This is a genomic window from Hymenobacter metallicola (genome assembly GCF_004745645.1).
GTDB classification, from domain to species: Bacteria; Bacteroidota; Bacteroidia; order Cytophagales; family Hymenobacteraceae; genus Hymenobacter; species Hymenobacter metallicola.
This window is the reverse complement of the sequence record NZ_SRMB01000001.1, coordinates 2,314,305-2,336,858: the sequence shown is the minus strand read 5'-3', so window position 1 is coordinate 2,336,858 and position 22,554 is coordinate 2,314,305. Positions and strand designations below refer to the sequence as shown.

Below are 22,554 nucleotides of genomic sequence, written 5' to 3'. Positions count from 1 at the left end.
CTTAGTCGCAACTGGCCGACTGGCCCCAAACGACTTCAGTATCTGTTTTAGAGTCTATCCCCCCTGGGCCATACCCCCGCGAGTCTTGGCCCCAAAAATATCCAGCCACATCATTTAGAATAGAGGCATCCCCCACATACTGAAACGTCCAAGTATTCCAGCCATAGCCAATCTTTTTGCGGCCTGTAACGGGGGCTTGAACTACTAACGTTTGGCCCGTAGAGCGACTGATAGTGGTAACACCACCTTTGCGAACGGCATATACTTCAACCTCTTGGTTGTATAGCTTTCTCCAATAATGCTGCTCCAACTCATCCCCCGCGCCGGTTGCAGTACTGGCCGTTTGACTATCCATTATGCGGGCTGCTTCTCGCAGTACATCAATTATTTTGGCTCCCCTATCAAGATAAGCCTCTACATGGGTGTACTTGTAAAATGAGCCGGTGCCGGGCAGGCGCGTGTTGTCTGAGGGTTTGCCGGTGATTTTGAGTGTGCTCATAACAGGGGTTGTGAAGGGTTAGCGGGTAGGTTGTTGGGCGTTGCGGGCTCGCAATGCCTCTACTTGCTTTTGGCGCTGCTCGGGCGTAAGACCAGATGAGCTGGTCTGCTGGCTCGCCATCGGCCGGCCGGTTTTGAACTCGCCTTTCTCCAGGTCGCGGCGCATGCCTCCGCGAATGGTGGCCAGCCAGTCGGCCTTGGTTTCGTTGTTGCTGTCCGACCAATCCAGGAAACTCTCGTGGTAGTGGGCCAGGTCGGCGGCGGCGTATTTGGCGTAGCGGTCCGGATTCTTGGCGGCGGCTTCCGTCCAGGCGGCCGTGAACAGGGCCAAGGTGTTGACGGCTGAATTCCGGAGCAGCATCTTGGCCGTGGTGCTGATTTTCTTCTTTGCGGCCGGGGCGGGCGTTGGCGCCACCGGCACGGGCAAGGTTTGCAGTTCGGCCACTCGTTGCTGCAACTCGGCTATCAGTTTCTTCTGCTCCTTCCAGGCGGCCACGGCCTTGTCGCGTTGCGAGGTGGTCGTTTCCAGCTCGGTAGTCAGCCGCTGATTTTCGGCGGTAAGCTCCTGTATCTGGCGGGCCAGCACCGGAGTTTCGGTAACTTTTGGAGTTTCGGTAACTTTTACCGGAGTTTCGGTAAGATTTGGGTGAGTTTCGGTAACTTTTGAGAGAGTTTCGGTAACTTTTCCCAAATCGGCCCGGGGAGTTTCGGTAACTTTTTCCGAGTATCGGTAACTTTTGCGGGCAGTTTCGGTAACTTTTTCGCTGTCCCGACGGCCAATAGCCTCGACCAGTAAGGCAGAAGGCAGGATGCTGCGGGGCGAGCTTTGCACCACAATCAGGTCCATTTCCACCAGGCGCTTGAGGTGGCGGGAAACCATTGGCTCGGTCATGCCCAGGGCCTGCACCAGCGTCTTGTTGGTTACCGTCAGGCCGGCGAAGTGCTGGCCGCAAACCTCGGCCAGCGCCTGCTTGGGAGCTGGGTGCATGCCGGCCACCGAGAGAATGAAGCCCCGAACGGTTTGCTGCTCCGGCTCGGTGCGGGATACCGTAAGAACTGCGCTAGGGTGCTGGAGGACGGCGGCTGTCATGGTGGGCTAGAACAGTGATTGTTGGTTTGGATTTGGGCGGGCTATGGGGCGGCCCAGATTCGTGAAGCGGGTGCGGTCAAACCGGGCGTCCAGCTGCGCATTTAGCTCCTTGCTCCACATTTTTGGCAGGTGCGAGGTCTGCGTGGGGCCCTTTCCCCGCATAAGGCGCCGAACTTCTTGTTCGGGCGTTCCGGCTGGTATCTCGGCCAGTAGATCCATGATCTTAGGGCGGAACAGCAGCCGCCAGCGTGACTCTTTCATGGCTCAGGCCGTTACAGACTCCTTTTTAAACTCTGCTAATAGCACTGGCCACAGTTCTTCCCAGAAGTGTCTGAAATGTGGATTGTCCTCGTAGCTTAATTCTGGTATACCTGACGTATCATACAGAAAGCTTTCAAGGTGAGTGGTGGCCTGTATAGCCGCGACTATGGAGTTGTTTGATTCGTGTTCTAATTCCGTTATCTCATCATAGATCTGGCGGGCCTCGTCTTGTGTTAGGGCTTCCTCCCGACGGGCTTCAATAAGGTCTTGCTTATATTGCTTGACGGTGGCCTTTACATTTATCCACCGCTCGGCGCCAAACTTGGAGGCAGCATAGTCATGGCTTATGCCTTCCAAAAACGCCTTGAAATCCGAGCCGGCTGCTCCCCAATAGTGTTGCCAGTCGCCATAATCGGAGGCTATTTGAATACGACCACCACGGCTGTTGGCGTCAATTGTAATATCAGCCCAGGCGAACCCGCCGTTGACGCTGCGAATCTTGTAGCACTCTACTGTGCTTTTCGCTACTGTGAAAGATGCTTCGTTGCTCATGGCTTAAGCGGCAAGTTGAAGAGTAAGGGTTTTACCAAAACAGAATTCGTTGATAACGGCGGTCATTTCGTGCTCGTCGTAGTAGTCGGAGCGGAAGGAAAGCAGCGCGTAGTGGGAGAAGATGGCGGTGCACAAGGTCTGGCCGTGGGCCAGCAGGGTGAGGGTTTGTGTGGGGCCGCCCTTGGTGAAAAGCAAGCGGTCCGCCTCGGGGAAGTGCGCCCGCATCAGTAGTTGAGCCTGATGCAGCCTCATGGTTGCTTGGCAAGCCAGTTTGCTATTTTCACCGTGTGGCGCAGCTGCCTTACAATGTTGGTGTGGCAATGGTAGCACAGCAATAGTTGGCTGTCAATGGTTGCTAACCGCCAATACTTGTCAGTGTTGGTATTGTAAATGGTGTGATAATCCCGGAAATCGTCATCGGACACTAAGTCAATGTGCTTGTTGCATATTTCACATTTACTGTTTGCTCTGCGCAAGATCTCTGTTTCATCGCGCTTCTGCTTGTCAATGCTTTCCCTCACTTCCGCCATGTGGTTGGCTAGTCGATTGGCCTTAGCTCGTTCACATCGAGCTTTTACTACCTCGGGGTTTTGCTTAATGCCTCGACAGCTTCCGGCTTTGTGGGCTATGTTCATCAAATCTGACTCCTTGTGGTGCTTTACGTAAGAGTCAATCCAGTATTGCTCCCGCACAATCAAGTTGTCAACTTCGCAAATCTCAAGAATGGAAGTGGTAATAACGCCTTCGCCGTACTTATTATAGAAGTTCTGAAGCTTAGCCGAGTGGTGCTTATCGCGCTTTAAGCAATGAAAGTGAAACGACATGCGGTTTCTCACATGGCAGGATGAGCCGATATAAACCCTGTCATCCAGCGTATTGCCAATAAGATAGACGGCTGCAACTTTGCCCTTGATTTCGGGCCACATCTTGCGAATTTCCATTACACAGGCTGGTAAAAAATGGTGATGCAAATTCTAGCTCAGCTCTACAAACTGACGATTACCAATGGTTCGGCTGGCTACTTGGCCGGACTTGATCCAGTTGTATACCGTTTTAGGGGTAACATACTTCATCCTGGCATACTCAGCTGGTGTTACCAGCCGATTCACATTTACGGTAGTTGATTGTGCCATTTGTGAAATTTTCGAGCAAAGAAAACCGGACGAGTGCCCGGTGTTTCGATGTGCTAAAGGTAGAGAAACTTCTGATTCTATCTTTATAATCAAGACAGAAAATTTACTTTTTATCTCGAAAATCAAGATTGGAGGTTTTTTCGCTTAAAAATGGCGGTCAGGTGCGTGTTAAAAGGTAACTCAATGCCTGTGTCAGTCTTTATCCGCTCCTGAATGAAGGGCACCTGGTGATGGGACCAGTGCATGGGCTCGTAGCCCAACGGAGCCAACACGGGGCGTAAATCTGGCAAGGCGAAATAGTTCTCCTGCAGCTCACGTTGCCAGTTTTCAACATACGGGTATTTGAGCAGAAACTGAACGTGGTTGGCCACTGCCGAAAGCGAGGGCCATTGCGTAGTTAAGTGCTCTTTATAGAGTTGTGTAAGCCCTGCCTCTGTCAGTGAGCGAGTGGGGCCGAGGCAAGCGCCCTTTTGCCCTTCCTGCCAAAACATATCCCGAATGATGATATACTCCACGCCGGTAGCCGCCACGCGCTGCCACAAGTCGTTCATCTGCCCGGGCTGGTGGGTGTAGGTTTCGTGTAGCACCGAGGAAAACAGAATGGCGCTCGGGTATGGCGCGGCTCCGCTCTGCGCCAGCATGTCTAGGGCCGGCTGCTCCTCGCGGAACTTCCAAATCCAAAAGTCCTCTGGAATGCGGTCAAGCATCTGCTGGTCAATGTCGAACAGGGCCATGCTGCCAAACGAAAACCGGCCCGCAAATTCCTCTCCCGCCAGCGCCTCGGCCATCTTGCCATCGGCGCAGCCATAATCCAGGATAGTGCCCAGGCGGGGCAGGTGCTCGACAAAGAATAACTTGTGAGACATGCTGCCGGCCATTGCGGCGCAATACGAGTCGTGACTAAAGATCGGGGCCATTGACAGGGGGCTTGGGGAGTAAGTGAAATCCTTGTTTCCAGTAGGGGGAAAGCTCGTCGGCCAGGCGGGTGACTGTTTGGTGGGTGGCCTCGGCCGCCAGCACCTGGTCTTTGGGTAGCCAGCGGTAGCGCGTGCCCTCGTCGCAGTGATGGCAGGCCGTCGGCAGCGGCTCGCCCCGTAGGTAGCCTTCCCCGGCGCAGTTGTCGCAGGAGAAGGCTACCAGGATAAATACGTGGTCTGGGCTACGCGGCGGCTGATTCGCCATTCTCACGGTCTTCGATGGCCTTTTTGAGCTTGGCAATGGCAGACGCCGCTTTGTCCTCATCCAGGCGGTTGACGTTCAGCAGCATCTTCGTCTTTTCCTGCCGGGTAATTACCGGATGGTTGAGCAGGCGAATGATTTCCTCTTTCTGCGCGGCGGTTGCATACGCTACTGCTGGCTGTGCTGGGGCCTCAGCGTCTGAAATTTCGGTGCCAGGGTGCTCGGGCTCCGTCGGCACGGCTTTCATGGCCTTGGCTTCCGGTTTGGCCTCACCACTTTTTTCCGCAGCAACGGGTGGAGCGGCGGTTTCCGTAGCCAGCGCGTTGGCCTCGGCTGCCTTGATTCGATTGTTGGCGGCCAGGGCTGCCGCCTTGTACTTTGGGTCCGTCATGTAATCCTTGACGCCTACCTGCTTCAGCTCCTTTTCAGTAGTGGCTCCTTCCAGCAGAAGAATAGCAGCATCAATGGCCTTTTGGGCGGCCAGGGCCTGCTCGCGTTCCAGCTCGGCGTTGCCTACGCTGTCGGCGTCGCGGCCGGTGGCAATACCGAAGGTGCGCAACAGCAAGTACTTATAGCTGTAGGTCATGGCCTTGCCCACGCCCTTGTCCTGGCTGTCTACGCCGGTGCCCGACGAGGCCAGAATTTCAAACTCAGTTGGATTGTCCACGTTGACAATCTTATACTGTGTGTTTACGGTAGTCAGGCTGACCACCTTGCCCGGGCCGCGCACATGGTCTACCAAGTGGTGCTCCTGGCCGATGGGCAGGATAACCAGCCCGTGGCGGATCATGGCCTCGCGCACGTTCTTGGTTACGGTTTCCTCGCTCAGGGCTTTGTAGGAGCCGGCGCCGCCCGTGGATACCTCTTTGTCCTTTTGCAGGTACTCCACATCCTCCATAACCGCCCGGATGCGCTGGTAGAGGTTTTTGGTATTGGGTTCTGTCTTCTGCTGGTTGGCCATTTACTTTTGAGTCAACAGGTTGAAAAGTGCCGCGCCCAGCAGATTCCGGGCGCGGCGGTGAGGAATTACGACTTATAGAGTACGGCTACACCCAGCGAGGTGAAATACTCGGCTTCCTTCTTCAGCAGTTCCTGGCGCAGCGAGGCGTCCAGGTCATACAAGTCCTGCGAGTCGAGGAACAGCAGCACGTTGTTGCTGCTCGCGTCCACGCCCACATCCACTCGAATGATCTGCTTCTCGCCACCTTTGAACACGGGAGCCTGCAGCTTGAAAGAAATCGGGTCGAAGCCATCAACCACCGTCTCCAGGCTTTTCTTGGCATTGCCACTGGTGGCCAGATTGTCCTCGGTAAACTTGGTCACGCGGGCCGAGAAGTTGTTGAGCCGCGCCATCAGCGTAACGTGCTCCTCGCGATTCGGAAACAGGTGGCCCAGGCGCTTGACCACCTTGGCCAGGTCCTTGGAGTCGTATTTCTTGGTCGCGCTGTTGACACCCAGGTCCACCAAGGAGGTTTCGGGCTCCAGCTTGCCGGTAATGGTATCGGTGGCGTGCTCTTTTTCGTCCAGCACCAATGTAATGGAGCCAGCGTCCGTGTCGATGGTTGCCGTGGCCCGCTTGGGGTCGTAGTTGCCTTCCTTGGGCTTGAGGAAGCTGCTGGGCGCGTCAATGCGGCCGGTATAGGTTAGGGCTTTGGGCTCGCGCTCGGGGGCGCCCTGAACGTGCACGATGGTGTGGGTACCGGGGGTTTCGAACGTGAAGTGCTCTGTGGGGGTAGTAGACATACGAAAGGTGTTATTGATCTATGGAAAATAGGGACAGGGGAGGGGGCGGGTAGGCTTAGCCTTCCGTGCCGGAAGCGCCGCCGCGTGAGGCAAACATATTCTGCTGGCGCTCCTCGGGCAGCAGGCCACGGCTATTAATCAGTTCGCCGGCGCCGTTGTAAATACCCATCCGGCGTGCGTCGTAATCGGGAATGTAGTAGAGCTTACCGGTTTCGTTGGTGACACCCGTGCGGGCTTCCTGGCGCAGGGTGCTTAGCTTTTTGTTCAGGCTGCTGGCCCGGGCCTTGAAGTCATCCATCACTTCTTTCTTCTCCACGGCCAGCTCGTCCTGCTTGTCGAGCAACTTAACAGCCTCGTGGCGACGGTCTTCGATTTCCGCGTCACTCAGGCGCCGGTCATACTTTTCGCCGTCAACGACTTTGAAGGCTTCGGATTCGAGCATGTCGCGGCGCGTCTGCTCATCAGCATTTGGATACAGTAGCGTTTCCATTGGGTAAGGGGTTGGAGTGAAAAAAATTAAGAGAAAATCTTGTAGCCCAGCCAGATGCAGGGGAAAATGATGCAGAGTAGAAAGAGGCCGATAACGCGGGTGAAAATGGAGTGATGTTTCATCGGGGCTGGTCGTAAGCAGAGTCGTAGTCATTAAACAAGTGCATGCGCATGGCCGCCGTAAGCCGGCTGGCAGTGGCCCGAATAACCCGGATGGGTTTTACCAGAGGGGCCGGATGGGGAAGTGGAGCATCGACCAGAGTATATACAAGACGGCGCAGAGCACGGCGCCGACGGCGAAACGCTGTACCAGTTCGCGGGTGGCGGGCCGCAAGGCGGGCCGGGAATTGCCGTTTTTCATTTGCTGGTTGCATAGTATTGTGTGAGAAGGGAGTGAATGGCGGCTTCGCGCTGCAGGCGAATAGCGGCTTGTTCCTCGGGCGTGGCCTGGGCCAGCTGCGCATCGAACGGCCGGCAGACGGCGCGGAGTCGAATAATGGCCGCTTCGTTGAGGTGGTGTTGGGCGGCCAGTTGGCGCACCAGCTCGGTGCTTTCAGGGTCCGTCCCTGGTTCGGCGGGTTCGGGCTGCTGGTGGCTGAAAAGCGAGAGGGCAAGCAGGAGTAACAGCATAGTGTGTTTGAATTCTGTGTGGGGCCCGGCGCTATGTCCAGTAGCAGCCGAGCTTTTTGCTTGGGGGTGTTAGCGGGGCAGGATAAGCCAGTCTTCAGCCAGCACATCAGTTTGTGATGCAAGCCACGGAACCACTTTGTTGTCAGCAGTTTTCATCAAAAGGAAGTCGCTGATTGGATAGAAGTCGGCGCCCGTATCGGTGATACCTATGTGCTCGATGCGAGTGCCCTCGTCGCCAATGTGTGCGCAATAGCCTAGCTCGGAAATATCATTTGGCACGACTTCCCCATCGTTAGTATCCACGGTGATGAAAGTCGAGTGACTAAACATTATCAGCCACATACCCTTGCCATTCCAGCCCGAGCGAGTGATTTTGAAACCGTCTTTTGCGGCTTCAATGGCCGCTCCGAATGTTGTAGTGTTCATGGTCTGAGATTTTGTGGTGTTGTTCATGACGTAGGAGGTAGAAGAGGTTAGGGAGGGGAAGAGGTGTTAATTGGCCGAAAAGGTTTTGTTGTCTCGGTGGGCCTGATACAGGGCGTCCTCCAAGTTTTCCAGCGCATCCTCGGGGGTGTAGGCGCCGGCCGCCTGCTGGTGCATGGCATCCGTCAGCAGCCGGAAAAAGCAGCTGTAGGGGCCGCCTTCACTGCGCGGGTCGTGCTTGGTGTAGATGTGGTTTACTCCGTAGCGGGCGCCCAGGGCGGCGGCCTCGGTGGCAAAATCGGTAAGCAGCTGCTTCTGTGAGGTGCGTTTCATTGGAGTTGCTGAGTAGGCGGTGGAGCAATAAGGTTGGCCTGGGCGTAGGCCAGGCAATCAGCCCGGTTGTATTTCACTTCACGGCTGCCCTTGGTCGGCGGCAGCACCCGGATGGGTAACGTGTCTCGGTTGCGCTGCTCGTAGAACCAGGCGCGGCTACGGCCGCATAGCTTCATGGCCTCTTTCTGGCTGACCCATTCGGCCTGTCCTTCTTTGAGCGTCTGCACCTCCAGGGCCAGGGTTTTCACGGCCGCCAGCAGCTCCTTAAATAAGGAGTCGTGGTGTTCCACCTGCGTAAAGGCCAGGGAGTCAGCCTGGGCCAGCAACGAAGCCAGCGGGGTGGGGGCGGGGTAACGGGCAGTCATGGTCATGGTTGCGCGGTTTTCAATTTTGTTGCACGTTCTTCAAGGAAAGTTGCAACCTTGTTGATTTGCCGTTCCTGGGAACGTTCCCGCTCCTTTACCACCTCCATTGCCGCCGTGACGACTCGTGCAACTGTAGGCGTGCCGATTATTTTCCCGGTGAGGACAGCGTGCACCGTGGATTTTTTCACGCCTGCTTTCTCCTCAATCTTCCTTCTTTCGCCTTTCAGCAGGGATTTGCGCAGCTTTTCAAGATCTAAACTCATCGGCTGGTTCTATTTTGAAGCGGTTTTAACAACCTTTGTGGAAGCGCGGTGGAACTTTTTTGGAAGCCGCGTACAACGATTTCTGGAATAGTTGCGTACCTTAGTTGCATCCTCATTGGAAGTAGAACAAAGTTGCAAGATGTGCGCAACAATTCCTAGTCAGTTGCAAGGAAATTGTCTAAAAAGTTGCATATTCTTCAATCTCTCCAATGCCAACCACGCCAAGTACCATAAATATGTTAATCCAGCGGATTTTAGAAGAGAGGAAGTTGCGCAACAATAAGTTCGCTGCAATGCTAGGAGTAGACAAGTCTACCGTAACGCGCTGGGTGGAAGGCAAGAGTTTTCCCAAGCGTGATATGCGCGAAAAGATTGCGCAAGTGTTCGATTATCCATTAGAACAATTGTTATTGCCCGACGAACTGGCTATGTTGCACGGTGGAGACGTGCCGTTGGTCGAAAACAATGTTAAAATTGTACCAGACGAATACCCTCGCGCGTTTGCTCTCGACCTACCTTACATACCTATTGTGGCCCGCGCGGGCTTTGCAGAAATGGCTTCATCCAATGTTATTAAGTCGCTCGCCAGCCTGGATACATTCAAGCTGACCCTAGCCAATGATCCGGGAAACAAATATGCTAATTCCGCTATCTTCGAAGTGAACGGAGACAGTATGGAAAAGACCCTGCCCCACGGCTCTAAAGTGGTGGCAGACCTCATTGCCGAAGCGAAATGGCACTCCATTTACGAGCGGGTAGTGATTATTTGTTTTGGAGAATACCTAGTTATTAAACGCATCCACGGCAACGATTTGTCCACCCAGGGCTTCCTGATGCTGCACTCGGATTCGGAAACGCCCATGTCTCCGTACCCCGTGCCCCGCAACCAGATACGCTCCATGTGGCTGGTCCAGGAGTTCGCGGAACGGGCTCCGATTCGCTAAGCTGTTTTTTTACTTTACAGGGAAGTTGCGTGCAACTTTTACTGCTGCAACCGCTCCGGAAACGGGGCTGGCTCCCTGCTTACACCCCATTCCTTTCCCTGATTTCCTATGGCCGCTACCTGCAAAGCCATTCTGCGGCCCGCCTTGCAACCGGGTGGGCCGCGCCCGGTCAACTTAGTGTTTACCGTCAACCGCCAGGCCAAATACCTGAGCCTGGGCTTTGCCGTCCCTGAAAAGGACTGGAACGAAGACGGCAGCCTGCAGAAGCCGAACTGGATTCGTAGCAAGAACACGGGCGCCGAGTCCTTCAACAAAACCATTCAGCGCCGCCTCAAGCTGGCCATGGCCTGGATTAACTACGACCCCACCCTGACTTCGGCGGCGTGGCGTGATGCGGTGAAGGCCGGCCACGAGCCCGGCAAGGCCCCGGCCGCGCCCACGCCCGCCCAGGAAGACTTTCTGGCCTACTTTGCCAAGGAAGTAGCTCGCCGCAAGGTGCACGGCAACCCCCGCTCCGCTGAGAAGCTGGAAAGCATTCTCAACAAGCTCAAGGTGTACCGGGGCTGGATAGATCCAAGCATGAAGCCCGGCCGCCTGAAAAAGATTGCCGACGGTGCGGACCGCTCCCAACTGCTCACGGGCTGGGTTCCCCTGACCGAGGGCCAGCCCGCCCGCCCGTTGCCCTTCTCGGAGTTGACGGCCTCCTTTATCCGCGACTACCGCGTGTGGCTGGAAAAAGTAGTAGGCAACAAGGGCCAGACCCCGGCCAAAGAACTCTCCTTTATCAAAACCATCGTGGCCCTGGCCATTGATGATAACAAACTCGAATACCACCAGAACCCTTTCAAGCGCATGAGCCTGGGTACCGGGGAGGCCAAGGAAAAGGAAAAGCTATCCGACGAGGAGGTGCTGGCCCTGGAAACCGTGGAGCTGCCCGCCGAGAAGTGGTACCAGGTTTCGCGCGACGCCTGGCTGCTGCAGTATTATCTATTCGGCGCCCGGGTGGCCGACGTGCTGCTGCTGCGCTGGCGCACGGTGCAGCAGGACATTAAATTTCAGGAGCAGAAAACCGGCAAGTGGAAGACCGTGGCCCGCCACGAGCGCCTGGACCGGGTGCTGCACCGCTATGCGGGCCACGTTACGGAAAACGACTTCGTGCTGCCCCTGCTCGATGCCCGGGAGTGGTACACCAAATACCCCGAAGGCTGGAGCGTCACCCAGCTCGAAGAAAGCCACGAGTTCCGGGCGCACTACGTGGCCCTGCTCAAGCGCATTGAATCCTTGACCACCTTATTAAACCAATACATTAAGAAAGTAGCCACCGAGCACGCTGGCATTCAGAAGCACATCACCAACCACGTAGCCCGCCATTCCTTCACGGCAATGGCCCGCCGAAAGGGCGTCGGCTCTTTCGACCTGCGCGACATGCTCAACCACGAAAGCGTTGAACAAACCGAACGATACGCCGGCTCGCTGGAAAAAGACCAGCTGGCCCACCGCGCCCATGAATTATATGGTCCTGAGTCTCAGAACCAGTAGAACAGTTGTATAACATAAGTAGAACAAACCGTGTACAACCAAGCTAAAAAGGTGTTTATATTTGCAATGTCAATCGGCCAGAACGTGGCCGGGAAGACAATGAGTGTTCTGGGGCGTCTGAAACTTGAGTTCCCCCCTCTCTGCATTGTTAGTTACCATTTAACAGCCCCCAAGGCTGTTGAATGCTTTTAGAGGAGTGGCAGAGTGGTCGATTGCGGCGGTCTTGAAAACCGTTGACTGTTAAAGGTCCGGGGGTTCGAATCCCTCCTCCTCTGCATCTGAGTGCTTGCAGCCCCGTTTCAGCTTTGGAACGGGGCTTCTTTTTTGCCCTTACGCTAGTGAAAACGCGGTTTTTGGGCAGTAAAGGCGGTTTGAGTTTTGTATACAGCCCTGTATACAGCAATTACTTTTGGATACAACCCCCGTTGCGCTGTATCTATCCGATAACCTTCTTAGTAAAATTGCCAACCAGATTAGTCAAAATGGTTGGCCATGAAACAGCGCATGCTCATTCGATTCTTATTCCGCGCCAACACCACAGACAAGGCGCGGCCCGGTACGATTACTGTCCGTGTCACTGTCGATGGCGAGCAGACGACGCCGTTTGCAACCGAGGTGAAGGTGCTCTATAAAGATTGGAACCCAGGGCAGCAACGGGTGAAGGGTAGGGGAGAAGCCGCCGATTACGCCAATGCAAAGCTCAAACGAGTACGGGACGCCTTCGAGGAATTGGAAGATCATTTCATTCGTGAGAAAACCCCCTACACCGCCGCCGCGCTGGTGAAGCTCTACAAGGCAGGAGGCTATTCGAAGCTGAACCTGCTGGAGCTATTCGATAGCTTCCTACAAGAAAAGGCCTCGTTGGTCGATGTAGAAATCTCGACTTCGACCCTGGCCGTGTACCGCACCCGTCGTCGCTCGTTGGAGGCCTTTCTAAAAGCCCGGGAGGAGTTGGACATGCGGCCCGAAACGTTCGACCACAATACGGCCGATGCCTACTTCCACTGGCTGCGTCTCTCCAAAAGTGCTGGGAAGCCCTACGCGCAAAAGACGCTGGAATGTGTGAAGCAGGTCCTGCTTTGGGGCATACGGCGCAAGCACCTGACCACGAATCCCATGGCCGGCTACACCATGCGCAAGGCCGCCCCGAAAGAACTCATCTTCCTGGACCTGGATGAGCTGGGCAGAGTCAGCTACTATCCTTTTTCCCTACAGGCGGTGCAGCGTGCGGCCGATTGCTTCGTGTTTCAATGCTGGACAGGGCTAGCGTATGCTGACCTAGCGAATCTGCGCATACCACGGGACGTGAGCCGGGGCCATGACGGGCGCCGCTGGCTGAAGATCGTTCGTCAGAAGAGCACGATGGATAAACCCTACGAGTGTATCGTGCCACTGCTTCCCGAGGCCGAGCGCATCCTGGCCCGCTATGAGCAGCAGCTGCCGGTCATCTCCAACCAGAACTATAACCGCTACTTGAAAGAGGTGGCCGCGTTGTGCGGCTTGAGTGTGGAACGTCTGACCACGCATATCGGCCGCAAGACGGCCGGCGTGTTGCTGCTCAATGCCGGCGTGCGCATGGAAGTCGTCAGCAAAATCCTGGGCCACTCCAGCATCAAGATGACCGAGCGCATCTACGCCAAGATTCTGGACAAGACGATTGCCGAGGATATCAATCGGGTGTTCGGCGCGCCGCGTAAGCATCCGCTGGACATTGGGCCCGAGCGCCTACCGATGCGGGCCACCGGCACCGATGGCCCAGCTGACTGGGGCATCTACGGCTGAACGGTAATTGCCTGTAGCAAGGCTTTGATTTTGGTGAGAAGCTTGGCTTGGGTAACGCCTGGCACTTCGATAACGCCGGAATAGCTCACTTTGTGGGTAGTACTATCCAGGAAAGTTCTGCAGCCCTTTGTACTCGTACTTTTGAGCAACCGTAGAAGTACTAAGAGCAAGCAAAAAAAAGAAGAACGTATATGCACCGCCTCATTATCTTACTTCTTTTAGGTAATCGAGATTAGTAGGGTTGTCCTCGACAAGCATACCAGTCTCAGTGCTACCGATAACACGACCATAAGAAAGTCTGTCTACACCAGCCTTGAACATTTTCTTTCCTATTTCTTCTATAACTTCAATATTAACTTCTATGTCTTTGACAATCAGTTTAAATAGGTTAAAGCCCGCTGAAGTAAGAGGCAGGCCCTTGAAAGTAAATTTCTTTTCTTCATCAAATTCGTAGATGAAAGCAATATTACCAAGAGCGAGACCTGAACGACAGGGCCCTGTAACGGAAGCAAGTACCGTATCATGGGCAGATAGCAAACCTGCGTCGCTTAAAGTCACTTTATCTAAATGCGATATACCCTGTCTTGATAGAAACTCGCCATCGTAATCACTTAGCCCTGTTAGTAGAACCCCGGTTCCTTTACTATTACAAACAAAAGGTGCTACCTTTTTTAGCAGTGCGGCTTCGTTACTTGTAAGATTCCTTACTACCTCTAGAGTTCTTAGAGAGAAGGAACCTGGCTTTTTAATTTCACCCGCAAGTATCTTTCCAAATAGAGCGTGCATCTCTTCTGAGCTCACTTCCTGAGATATATTGAAGAGCCTTGCTGTCCAATCTGGGTTAACAGGCTCCTCAGAAACATCTTCTTCATTAGCTAGAGCTTGAGCTGCAAAGTCCTGAACAGCCTCCCTATTCAGTTGATGCAGGACGTTTTCATACATCACTCTATTTTCTACTCGCTGCTTAAGGTTCTTTACCTCAGCAGGGATACCTATGAGCTTAGCAGAGGCCTCTTTTCCGTCGAAATTCATTTCCTGTAGTTGGGCCTGTCCCCCATTAATAAACTCCATATAAGCCTTCGCCCTCTCAGTAGTTGTCTGAGTTTCGGCTGCGCCAACAGTTCGGATGCGGTGAGCTTCGTTTTCAGCTCTTTTTTTATCTAGAACAAGCACGTTGGCTAAGCATTGGACTGCATCGCTTACACGAGCACCTGCATTGTTAATGGTTTCTACCAGTTTAGTTAGCGGTCCTGATAGCCCAGCTAAATCTTTAACATTAATTAGAGACTTGTTTTCTTCGTCGGACATATAGGATAAGTTGAGAGGAAGGTCAGAATTACAACGTTACAGAAATGTCCCGAGATGTAAGTCAGGGTATATTGGTTGAAACGATCTCGGGTTAGAAACAAGCAAAAAGGAGAAAATGGATAAATACGACATCTACCCATTTAGCATACTTCATAGCCAGTTTATTAGCAACAATCTATGTAACTACGAAACTTAATAAAAAGGAGTGTAGCTCACTCACGCTTGTCAACGTTTGCACTTTGCTTAAATCTTGCGCTGACATCGGTCTTAGATTATACATATCAATAGCAGCCTTAGTTGCTCCTCCAACGAATACCATATTTCTTGGACTATTCTTATCATTATTCAAAAAATTAGTAGTGCGGCCACCTACCAAAGCTATGTATTCTATGTGTCGGTAATAATTTGTAGTCTCTTGAATTACCTGCTTTGCAATATTCAATGGAACATTAGTTCCAATCCACAATCCTCTATTGTTGATAATAGGGTTAATAGATGGATGATCTTCCTTGTTAACCGGGTTATATATATCGAAATTGTAGCCAAATGTTGACATATGTCTTACAAATCCTCCAACTTCATATAAAGTAGAGAGAACACTATAATCCAGTATTACATTATCTTTTTGAACACTATTCTCACCTAGCGATGTAGAAAGATTACCTTCTTGAGAAACATTTATCTGCCCTGAAGCACTAACATTAATAGAACTTGAACTATCATAAACCACTTCTACTGGAACAGATTTCGATGCTTCCTTATCAAAAATATAGGCTATATGTCTTTCATCTGCAAAGTCAGAAGGAGCATATAAAACTTTATTTTTATTGTATAAAATATAAAAAAATAAGCCAATAAGTAAAGTCGGAAAGAACATTAAAAACCATACGAATATCTTTTGGTTTTCCTTCTCTAACAATGGTGCTACGATAGTACCACTTACTTCTGCGATACCAGCGAAAATCGCAATAATTGTAAGAGGGTTTCTGATTAAACCTACTTTTTCTGTCATTGACGTAAGAACTGTCATAGTGGAACTACAACGTTACAAAAAAGCCCTGACCAAATGGCTAGGACTTTTTCATGTTTCCAAGTCATTCAGCTTGATAAATACAGCATAGTCTAATAGGCACTCCCTACTCGTGAAAGTGCGTGTGCTCAACATCTTGTTCTCGTCTGGGTCATAAAACACCTCGGCGAAGAAGGTGCCCATGTGGTACAGGTTCACGGCATCCTCTTCCTCCCAGCGCGTGGCCAGGAAGGTGCCCTCGGCCCAGATGACAGCTAGTTGCTCCGGGAATGGAAGTGCGCGGAAGCCGTAGTGGGAAATAGGCATCAGGCCAGAAACGTTAAGAGCAGGTACTTGCCTACTCCGAAAACAAGTAATGCCAGGAAGGCCCACTTCAAGATTTTCCTCGGCCACCGTAACCAGGGGTGATAAGCCAGAAAGTCCAGCAGGTTTTCTAACGTAGAGAAGCGTCTATTCACGAGGGTAAGAAACGAAAAAGCCCCGACCTACGACGGGGCTTTTTTATATGTTGCTAGAGGCCTCTTCTATGGCACCTCAGGCGCAATTCCTGTTCCGATCGGTGCCGAGTATCCACCAATCGTCTTTAACGCAAAGTCATTAATGAAGAAGGAGTAATATCCATCGGGCAAAAACGGAGGCTGATTCGCCTCGTTCAAGGTCACTTCCGTTGTGCCGGTATTCTGAAAATAGCTGTAATAAACGGGGCCTCCATAAGGAGGCGTCGCTCGCAGGTAGTACTCATTCGCATCAGTCAGTTGATATAACGTACCGGTAGACTGATTTTTCGCAAATGCTCGAAGGTAATCTGTACCAGCCGAGAACCGAGAGGGGTCCCAGTTCAAGGTCTGGGAATAAGGACTCGAAGATGGCTGAGTACTAGGGTAAAGGCCGGTCCCCAAACGCGTGGCAACAGGGGTGGGTAGAACATTCACAGTGGCCGACAGTGAACGTACATAATTACTAGGATCATGGTTGTATGGAACCGTGAGCGTTTTATCATCCGATTGTGTCCGGATAATTAGGGTATAGGTACCCGGGGCTAGTTGCGTCGGGATGGTATAGTGAAATTGGAAGAAGCGCGCTGAATTAGCCGAGGTATCATCACCGATATAGGTATATGCGTCATGCGCAACAAGAACCAGGTTAGATCCTTGCCAAAACTCTAGGCGGATATCTTCTGCTAGCTCAGGGTAAAGCAGTGTTACACTATAGAAAGGTGTGCCCGAGTCATACCGGAACCACGCTTGATATCCCGCTACGACATCACCATAGGCGGCCAACGCGTTACCTGATTGAGCAACAGGGGTTGGTGCTGAGCTTGGCACCACGTCTAGGTCTTTCGAGCAAGATGAAAGGAGGAGCGCACCTCCTAGCAGAAGGGCAGAAAAATGGCGACCAAGCCGCGAGTAGATAATCTGAGACATATAAATTGGCTGAAATGAATGAGGAGTAAACTTAGTTGAATATTTCTGCAGCCAGTGTGAATTATTCGTTATGAACGCTCTAAGTGAATAGTGACGGAATGAATTTCATTACCACCTTCGGCGCCAAGAAACCCAGTCCAAGTCCGAGTAGCAGCCACTTCCACCAAGTAGTCGGTGCAGTTGGCGCAGTGAGGGTGCTGCCTTCGCCTGTCGCAGCTGCGCCACCTCGCTGGCCGGCCTTACTGTTGTCGGTAGCCTGATTGCCCCGCCCCACCTGTATCGGACCGTCAGCTTTCTTGACATCGGTAGCCGAGGCGCCGGTACCGGTGGCCATGGTGCCGGGCTTCGTAGCTGAGCTGGCTGTGTTGCTGGCGCCCACCTGGTAGATGATGGTGCCCTTGTTCTTGAACTTCCCCGAGCCTTTCACGGCCGCCACGACTTTGGCCGCGGTCCGCTTGACAAACCCAGGCCTGTCAGGCGGAGCGTGTGAAGAGCCCTGCTTGGGCAGCGAGTCGGGCAGTTCGCTGGTCGGTGGTAGAATGTCGGGCGTGAGCAGGCTCAGCACGTCGGGTTGCTCAGCGTGGCGGGTAGTAGTGCAGCTGGCCAGCGCCAGCGCGAGGAATAAAAAGTAGCGCATACTGTTACAGTTTCATAAGTAAGACAAGCCCCACCCCAAGCCACACCACGGCCCCGCCGGCCATGACCCAGCGCTGGGTGCCGTCGAAGTCCCAGCGGGCGGACGTGGTAGCAGATTTGTAATTGAATTCGAACACGGCCCAGGCCTTGCGCAGGGTTTGCTCCCGGATCCAGACCCGGCCGAAGTTGTAGGCCTCGTTGTGGAAGAGCGAAAAGCTCAGCCCGGCCGCAGCCACTTCCCAGAGTAGCCAGATGAGCCACACGGGCCAGCCTTCTACCGAGCCAACTCCGATCAGCACGGCATCGATACCGGCACCCAGGGAAGCCAGCACGGCCAGGATGCGCCGCGCGACGAGCGGCTGGTGCTCATTCCACTTGAAGGACTCGGCACCCTTTAGCCCGTAGAGCAGCGCATCACAAAGCCCATCCACCAGCGCGAACAGATTGTAGAGCAGCCAGAACATCAGAGCAGCTTTTCGCCGGCGGCCTTGTGGGTCACGAGGTAGAGCACCACCAGGGTGAGCACCACGACAAGGGCAGCCACGGCCCGGGGCCAGCCTTCGGGCAGGCGCAGCTGCCAGGCCAGCACCAGCTCGAGCACGAGAATCAGGAAAACGACGATAGTAGGCAGACGCTTCAGCATGGCAGGAAGAGGTTAAAAGGTGAGTTGGTAAAGTGGTGAAATGCTAGGCAGTGACTTTGGGCACGATGCCACCGGGCACACCCAGCGCTTTGGCGGCTACCAGGAAGCGGCGCTCTCGATCAGCCAGGCCATTGGTACCGCCGTTGATGCGCTTGGTGATGGTCAGAAAGAAGTTGCCGTCGGCCAACTCGTTCAGGCCTCGGCCTTTCCAGTACCAGCCGGCCGAGAGGGCGGCGTATTGGGGACTCTCCAGCAGCACGGGGTTGGCCACGAAGTCCACGCCGAAAGCCCGGCTTAGGGCGTAGTAGTTGGCCCGACCAGTAATCTGAATCAAGCCGCGCCCCCGGAAGCGCACCCCGTCGCCGGGCAGGATGTTGCCCAGGTCCTTGCGCCCCTCGTAGGCAGCTCCGGAAGCGTATTCCCGGACGGCATCCAGGCCCACGGACTCGTGCCCGATCTGGGCCAGGAAGTGGGCGATGCGCAGCGGCGTGCTGATGTTGTAGCGGGCCAGCGTGTCGTTCAGGGGTTTGAGGAACTTGTCGGCTTCGGCCGCGCTGCAGCCGGTCACGGCCGCCAGCAGGAGTTGTTTGGTGAGTAGCATGCTCGATAGGGTTAAGGAGTAGTTGGGCCAGCTGGTGGAGTACCGCCGGCGGCTACCAATTCGGAAGCAGGTTCAGGGGCCGGCTCTTTCTTCTGCACCGCATCGACGATGTAGGGGCCGAACTTGCTGGCCAGCAGGCCCAGAATGAGTTTGGGCAGACCGCCCTCGACGACTTTCAGGGCCACCATCTTGACCACCAGCTTGCGCAGCTTATGGGTGAAGAGCCAGGCAAACACCACGTCAGCCGCGTAGCTGTAGTACTCGTAGCTGTTGATGGCATTCTTGACGGCCATGAGCACCAGCAGCGTGGCCAGCATCTTGCCGGCCGTGCGCTGCAGCTCATCCCAGTGGAAGCGCCCGCCCCGTAGTTTCACGTCGGCCAGGTAGCCGTAGCGGGCATTGAGTAGGTCCAGGGCCAGCAGCAGGAACATGGCCGAGGGCGGGCTCCAGATCCACTTGGCGCAGAAGGCCACCACGGCTGCCAACAATGTGCCGCTGAGCTGGATTTTGAGCAAGGGTAGGGGATAGGCCTTCAGCCCGAAAGCAGAAGCCACCATGTCCCGTGCGCCCTGGAAGCCCAGAAGCTTAAAGAATTCAGTGTGGGTATGACGCACGGGATTCACGGATAAGGGAATTAGCGGGGTCGACGGATTGCCTGTACCACCACCGTCGGCATGCGGCTCGGGACCGGCTGAGCTCCGCAGTGCGAGGCATCCGGATAGAAGCCGACAAAGCTGGCCGCGTGGACGATGAGCCAAGCGCGCAGCTCCACCTCGTAGCTCAGGGCCCGGCCGTCGAAAATTGCGGCCTGGCTAGCCAGTGTGCGTGGGTCCACTGGATCCGAGTACTGGCTGTTCTTTTGCCGCAGGCCCACTGCCGTAAGCGTCGTTTGGGAGAAGGGCCAGAAGTACGCCAGCGCGGCATGCACGAGCACCGGCAGCGCCTTGCTGTGCAGCTCCAGGTAGTCCTCTGTCAACTCCGTGGCCTTGTGACGCCGGGCCAACTCCGCCAGTAACGGCCCCGTAAGCACAGTCTTCAACCGCCGCTGCGCCTCGTACATGTGGGGTGCCATTCGATCCAGCCGCATATTCTCGGGCAGTTCCTGGTAAGGCTTGAAATCTTCCAGGCTAAACAGTAGATGTTCCATCCGTCGAGGCGGGTTGCGACACGCCGGCTAGCTTCGCGGCTTGCTCCAGTGTCAGGTTTTGAATAGAGAAATCCTGCAGCTGCTGGAAGGGGAACGTGCCGTCCGCTTTCTGAAAATTCCGGAACACGGCTTCGAAGCCCCGCTCGATGCTGCGCTGAGCCGAGTTGACCACTAGGGCCTGCACGTAGGCCACGGCATCCTGAAACTCCTGCCAGCTTCCCAGCTTACCTGCTATTTCCCGACCCAGCAGTACACCCGGCATTTGCATGGCTTCTCGGATGTTGCCTTTGATTGCCTCTTCATCGGTCACGTAGCGCTTGCTGGCATCCGGCGCCGTAAGCGTATCGACAGCGGGCTTGTTTTCTACCCGGTCGGCATACTGCACCAGCACCCGGCCGCCGTCGGGGCCTACGAAGGCACCGTACTTCACCACGTTCGCGTCCAGCACTTCCTGCGGCGGGCTGGCAGTGCCGAACTCGGTAATCATTACCTGCGCCGAATAGCGGCCATCCAAGTCAGCGGCTCGGCTGCGCTTGAGCATTGGCTCCGAATACACGTCATCCAGCACCGCATCAATGAGCGGGCGCGGGTGCAGATAGGCTCCGGTTCGTTTCTGGAACCAGTAGTAGATTTCTCCCGGGTAGCCCTTCAGGCCCACGAGTTCGCCCTTCTCGTTTTTCCACTCCGAAATCCGCTTCAGTCGCTCCTCGGGCTTTTCACGCGGGTTGAACACGGGCACTTTCTGCAAGCCCGAGCGGCTAGCGTAGGTAGCCCCGCGGCGCGCCATGGCGGCCGGGTTGCGCACCAAACCACACCAGCGGGTCACGCCATCGGCGTCCGGATAATAGGGCCGTACCTGCTCTTTGGGCTGGTGCAGCACTTCGCAGGGAAAACCGTTGGCGTTGATGTTTACGCGCACGGCCCAGCCTTCCAGGTAGGCAGAGTTGTTGGCTACAGGCTGTAGCAGACTATCGAGCGTGCCGCCGGCCCGGTCAATGACGGACTTGTAAAAGGTCTGATCGATAAAGCCGTTGCCTTCGATAAACTGCGCTTTGCGCTCCGCACACACGGATGCGGTACCACTGGCGGCCATGGCCGAGAGCAGGCGCTGCGGATACAGGTTGTCATCGCCCCATTTCGGGTAGTCGGTGGGCGTGCTCAGCGTGATGATGTCCGGCCGCAGCGGCACCTGGGCCTTGATTACCTGGCGCTGGGCCTGCGCTAACGGAGTAAGGGGCTTGGATTCAGAAGCAGCTGGAGCAGTGGACACGGCAAGCGAAAGAAGAAAGGGTAGCAAAAAGGCCCGCCCCGCAAGTGCGGTGCGGGCCTTTTTCAGTAATTGGAGACAGCAGCTTACTTGGCGCGGTAGGCCAGCAGGGCTTTGATCAGTTCGCCTTTGTTGGCGAAGGCCTTGGGGTCCTGGCCGTCGACAACCTCGGTCGAAAACAGGTTGTCCAACTCGTCGCGCTTCAGCGTATCGAGCTTGGCGTACTCGGCCTTGTAGTCGTCGCTGTTCTCGTCCGCCAGCGGGTTGGCGCCCGTCTTGATGGTGATGGTCGTACCGGTGTCGCCCGTCGGCTGCTGGCTCTGAGCCAGGGCTTGCAAGACGGCATCCTGCTCCTGGACAAAGGCCTGGCCTTCTTCCTCGGTAATACTGAAGTGCACGGCGGCAGCCGGGTCGCCTTTCAGAATCATCGCCACCCGGGCGTCGGTCAGGTTCTCATTGGAGAAAACCACCGGGGAGTTGTGCGGGCGGTAGGTTTGCTTGGGGTCGGTAAACGAGTACGTGCGATCTACTTTGTTCATGGCCGTAGGGGCTGGAAAAGAAGGGTTGGGGGAATCGGTTAAAGTGCGCACAGCGCGCAGGATGGCTTGGAAGGCTTCGGCCAGGCACTTGTAGCAGCCTACCCGAACGGGCTCGGCCATGGGGTATAAGCCGGCATGCACGGCCGCTAGCTCAGTCGAGTCGGTGCGGCTTAGGCCCGCCAGTTTTATCTGACGAGCCCGTTCCGCCCACTGCTCACTCACCCCCTGCATTAGGCGTACAGGGCCTCGAAGGCTGCTTTAGTGGCCGCCGGGTCATAGACGCTGTCGGTGAGCACCATGAAGTAATCTTCCAGGCCTTTTTCCTTCTCCGACGAGAGGGTGCCCTGAATGCCGCCGCCCAGGTCAGCATCCTCGCTGTCCTTCTTCAGGGCACTGGGCCGCAGGCCAGCATTGAGGCCGAGCATCTTGTAGTAGCCGTTGTTGTCGGGCGTGATGGAAACGACGCCTTCCGGATCGGCGGCCAGATCTTCCATCGTTTCGGCCGTTTCCGGGTCGGCGCCAAAGGCCACCAGGTCCAGTTCGTGCTTGTAGCCGGGGCCGTACTTGCCCGGTACCAGCTCGGCGCGGGCAGCATTGCTGCTGCCCAGGCCTTCGAAGAGGAAGCCTTTTTTGGCGGCAACCAGCGTCAGCGTGACCGCCTTTTTGATGGTGGCATGGCGCGCAACGCCGGCAATGTCGGCCTTGCGCACCAGCACGGTTTTGGGTTTCATGCCC

At 54.9% G+C, this 22,554-nt stretch carries 32 protein-coding genes and 1 tRNA gene; 4 read left to right on the top strand and 29 right to left on the bottom strand.

Annotated elements, in window-relative coordinates; genetic code table 11:
• Nucleotide 1: 1 nt before the first annotated feature.
• The 16 genes from E5K02_RS09975 to E5K02_RS09905 all read right to left on the bottom strand — a co-directional run bounded on the left by E5K02_RS09975 (nt 2) and on the right by E5K02_RS09905 (nt 8,959).
• Nucleotides 2–499, bottom strand: coding sequence for a hypothetical protein (locus E5K02_RS09975; RefSeq protein WP_135394535.1), 498 nt, complete (start codon nt 497–499; stop codon nt 2–4).
• 18 nt (nt 500–517) lie between these two features.
• A complete protein-coding gene (locus E5K02_RS09970; protein ID WP_135394533.1) occupies nt 518–1,588 on the bottom strand; it encodes an ArsR family transcriptional regulator in 1,071 nt (356 codons plus the stop codon).
• A 264-nt stretch (nt 1,589–1,852) separates the two neighbouring features.
• Complete coding sequence (locus tag E5K02_RS09965) at nt 1,853–2,401, bottom strand: hypothetical protein (protein ID WP_135394531.1); 549 nt, start codon at nt 2,399–2,401, stop codon at nt 1,853–1,855.
• Nucleotides 2,402–2,404: 3 nt separating this feature from the next.
• Nucleotides 2,405–2,653, bottom strand: a complete 249-nt coding sequence (locus tag E5K02_RS09960; protein WP_135394529.1) for a hypothetical protein — start codon at nt 2,651–2,653, stop codon at nt 2,405–2,407.
• Nucleotides 2,650–3,342: a GIY-YIG nuclease family protein gene (locus E5K02_RS09955; RefSeq protein WP_135394527.1), complete on the bottom strand. Its 693-nt coding sequence runs from the start codon at nt 3,340–3,342 to the stop codon at nt 2,650–2,652. Before E5K02_RS09955 ends, E5K02_RS09960 begins: the two co-directional genes overlap by 4 nt.
• 314 nt (nt 3,343–3,656) lie before the next feature.
• Nucleotides 3,657–4,400 (bottom strand): class I SAM-dependent methyltransferase, encoded by a 744-nt coding sequence (locus E5K02_RS09950; protein WP_135394525.1) that lies wholly within the window; start codon nt 4,398–4,400, stop codon nt 3,657–3,659.
• Nucleotides 4,401–4,434: 34 nt separating this feature from the next.
• On the bottom strand, nt 4,435–4,716 hold the full coding sequence (locus E5K02_RS09945) for a hypothetical protein (RefSeq protein WP_135394523.1): 282 nt from the start codon (nt 4,714–4,716) through the stop codon (nt 4,435–4,437).
• Nucleotides 4,694–5,674, bottom strand: a complete 981-nt coding sequence (locus tag E5K02_RS09940) for an ERF family protein (protein ID WP_135394521.1) — start codon at nt 5,672–5,674, stop codon at nt 4,694–4,696. Before E5K02_RS09940 ends, E5K02_RS09945 begins: the two co-directional genes overlap by 23 nt.
• A 65-nt stretch (nt 5,675–5,739) precedes the next feature.
• A complete protein-coding gene (locus E5K02_RS09935) occupies nt 5,740–6,456 on the bottom strand; it encodes a hypothetical protein (protein ID WP_135394519.1) in 717 nt (238 codons plus the stop codon).
• A gap of 55 nt (nt 6,457–6,511) precedes the next feature.
• Complete coding sequence (locus E5K02_RS09930) at nt 6,512–6,946, bottom strand: hypothetical protein (RefSeq protein ID WP_135394517.1); 435 nt, start codon at nt 6,944–6,946, stop codon at nt 6,512–6,514.
• 219 nt (nt 6,947–7,165) lie between these two features.
• The gene (locus E5K02_RS25505; RefSeq protein WP_167856345.1) at nt 7,166–7,306 is read right to left on the bottom strand and encodes a hypothetical protein; all 141 of its coding nucleotides are present in this window, start codon (nt 7,304–7,306) and stop codon (nt 7,166–7,168) included.
• The gene (locus tag E5K02_RS09925; RefSeq protein WP_135394515.1) at nt 7,303–7,575 is read right to left on the bottom strand and encodes a hypothetical protein; all 273 of its coding nucleotides are present in this window, start codon (nt 7,573–7,575) and stop codon (nt 7,303–7,305) included. The genes E5K02_RS25505 and E5K02_RS09925 overlap by 4 nt, the downstream gene beginning before the upstream one ends.
• A gap of 69 nt (nt 7,576–7,644) precedes the next feature.
• Nucleotides 7,645–8,028, bottom strand: coding sequence for a DUF2829 domain-containing protein (locus tag E5K02_RS09920; protein WP_135394513.1), 384 nt, complete (start codon nt 8,026–8,028; stop codon nt 7,645–7,647).
• A 39-nt stretch (nt 8,029–8,067) separates the two neighbouring features.
• Nucleotides 8,068–8,331: a hypothetical protein gene (locus tag E5K02_RS09915; RefSeq protein ID WP_135394511.1), complete on the bottom strand. Its 264-nt coding sequence runs from the start codon at nt 8,329–8,331 to the stop codon at nt 8,068–8,070.
• Nucleotides 8,328–8,696, bottom strand: coding sequence for a helix-turn-helix transcriptional regulator (locus tag E5K02_RS09910; protein ID WP_135394509.1), 369 nt, complete (start codon nt 8,694–8,696; stop codon nt 8,328–8,330). Before E5K02_RS09910 ends, E5K02_RS09915 begins: the two co-directional genes overlap by 4 nt.
• Nucleotides 8,697–8,698: 2 nt before the next feature.
• Entirely contained in the window at nt 8,699–8,959 is a 261-nt protein-coding gene (locus E5K02_RS09905) for a hypothetical protein (RefSeq protein WP_135394507.1), read from the bottom strand.
• Between the two features lie 209 nt (nt 8,960–9,168).
• Here E5K02_RS09905 and E5K02_RS09900 point away from each other — a divergent pair, with 209 nt between their 5' ends.
• From E5K02_RS09900 to E5K02_RS09885, 4 genes are all read left to right on the top strand, one after another.
• Nucleotides 9,169–9,903 carry an XRE family transcriptional regulator gene (locus E5K02_RS09900; RefSeq protein ID WP_135394505.1) on the top strand — a complete coding sequence of 245 codons (735 nt, stop codon included), beginning with the start codon at nt 9,169–9,171 and terminating at the stop codon, nt 9,901–9,903.
• 108 nt (nt 9,904–10,011) lie between these two features.
• A complete protein-coding gene (locus E5K02_RS09895) occupies nt 10,012–11,442 on the top strand; it encodes a tyrosine-type recombinase/integrase (RefSeq protein WP_135394503.1) in 1,431 nt (476 codons plus the stop codon).
• A gap of 190 nt (nt 11,443–11,632) precedes the next feature.
• Nucleotides 11,633–11,717, top strand: a tRNA-Ser gene (locus tag E5K02_RS09890).
• 229 nt (nt 11,718–11,946) lie between these two features.
• Nucleotides 11,947–13,224 carry a site-specific integrase gene (locus tag E5K02_RS09885; protein ID WP_167856344.1) on the top strand — a complete coding sequence of 426 codons (1,278 nt, stop codon included), beginning with the start codon at nt 11,947–11,949 and terminating at the stop codon, nt 13,222–13,224.
• A gap of 204 nt (nt 13,225–13,428) precedes the next feature.
• Here the strand turns inward: E5K02_RS09885 and E5K02_RS09880 are convergent, their stop codons facing one another.
• From E5K02_RS09880 to E5K02_RS09820, 13 genes are all read right to left on the bottom strand, one after another.
• Complete coding sequence (locus E5K02_RS09880) at nt 13,429–14,532, bottom strand: DUF2806 domain-containing protein (protein WP_135394499.1); 1,104 nt, start codon at nt 14,530–14,532, stop codon at nt 13,429–13,431.
• 175 nt (nt 14,533–14,707) lie between these two features.
• Nucleotides 14,708–15,562 carry a hypothetical protein gene (locus tag E5K02_RS09875; RefSeq protein WP_135394497.1) on the bottom strand — a complete coding sequence of 285 codons (855 nt, stop codon included), beginning with the start codon at nt 15,560–15,562 and terminating at the stop codon, nt 14,708–14,710.
• Between the two features lie 51 nt (nt 15,563–15,613).
• Nucleotides 15,614–15,868, bottom strand: coding sequence for a hypothetical protein (locus tag E5K02_RS09870; protein WP_135394495.1), 255 nt, complete (start codon nt 15,866–15,868; stop codon nt 15,614–15,616).
• Nucleotides 15,869–16,086: 218 nt separating this feature from the next.
• Nucleotides 16,087–16,986 carry a hypothetical protein gene (locus tag E5K02_RS09865; protein WP_135394493.1) on the bottom strand — a complete coding sequence of 300 codons (900 nt, stop codon included), beginning with the start codon at nt 16,984–16,986 and terminating at the stop codon, nt 16,087–16,089.
• Nucleotides 16,987–17,065: 79 nt separating this feature from the next.
• A complete protein-coding gene (locus tag E5K02_RS09860) occupies nt 17,066–17,623 on the bottom strand; it encodes a hypothetical protein (RefSeq protein ID WP_135394491.1) in 558 nt (185 codons plus the stop codon).
• A gap of 4 nt (nt 17,624–17,627) precedes the next feature.
• Nucleotides 17,628–18,086, bottom strand: a complete 459-nt coding sequence (locus E5K02_RS09855; protein ID WP_135394489.1) for a hypothetical protein — start codon at nt 18,084–18,086, stop codon at nt 17,628–17,630.
• The gene (locus tag E5K02_RS09850) at nt 18,086–18,265 is read right to left on the bottom strand and encodes a hypothetical protein (protein WP_135394487.1); all 180 of its coding nucleotides are present in this window, start codon (nt 18,263–18,265) and stop codon (nt 18,086–18,088) included. The genes E5K02_RS09855 and E5K02_RS09850 overlap by 1 nt, the downstream gene beginning before the upstream one ends.
• A gap of 43 nt (nt 18,266–18,308) precedes the next feature.
• On the bottom strand, nt 18,309–18,866 hold the full coding sequence (locus E5K02_RS09845) for a glycoside hydrolase family 19 protein (RefSeq protein ID WP_135394486.1): 558 nt from the start codon (nt 18,864–18,866) through the stop codon (nt 18,309–18,311).
• Nucleotides 18,867–18,877: 11 nt separating this feature from the next.
• Nucleotides 18,878–19,480 (bottom strand): hypothetical protein, encoded by a 603-nt coding sequence (locus E5K02_RS09840; protein WP_135394484.1) that lies wholly within the window; start codon nt 19,478–19,480, stop codon nt 18,878–18,880.
• A gap of 20 nt (nt 19,481–19,500) precedes the next feature.
• Nucleotides 19,501–20,013 (bottom strand): DUF6712 family protein, encoded by a 513-nt coding sequence (locus E5K02_RS09835; protein WP_135394482.1) that lies wholly within the window; start codon nt 20,011–20,013, stop codon nt 19,501–19,503.
• Nucleotides 19,994–21,283: a hypothetical protein gene (locus E5K02_RS09830; RefSeq protein WP_135394481.1), complete on the bottom strand. Its 1,290-nt coding sequence runs from the start codon at nt 21,281–21,283 to the stop codon at nt 19,994–19,996. The genes E5K02_RS09835 and E5K02_RS09830 overlap by 20 nt, the downstream gene beginning before the upstream one ends.
• A gap of 83 nt (nt 21,284–21,366) precedes the next feature.
• Nucleotides 21,367–21,939, bottom strand: a complete 573-nt coding sequence (locus tag E5K02_RS09825) for a hypothetical protein (RefSeq protein ID WP_167856343.1) — start codon at nt 21,937–21,939, stop codon at nt 21,367–21,369.
• A gap of 110 nt (nt 21,940–22,049) precedes the next feature.
• The gene (locus tag E5K02_RS09820; protein ID WP_135394477.1) at nt 22,050–22,550 is read right to left on the bottom strand and encodes a hypothetical protein; all 501 of its coding nucleotides are present in this window, start codon (nt 22,548–22,550) and stop codon (nt 22,050–22,052) included.
• Nucleotides 22,551–22,554: the final 4 nt, after the last annotated feature.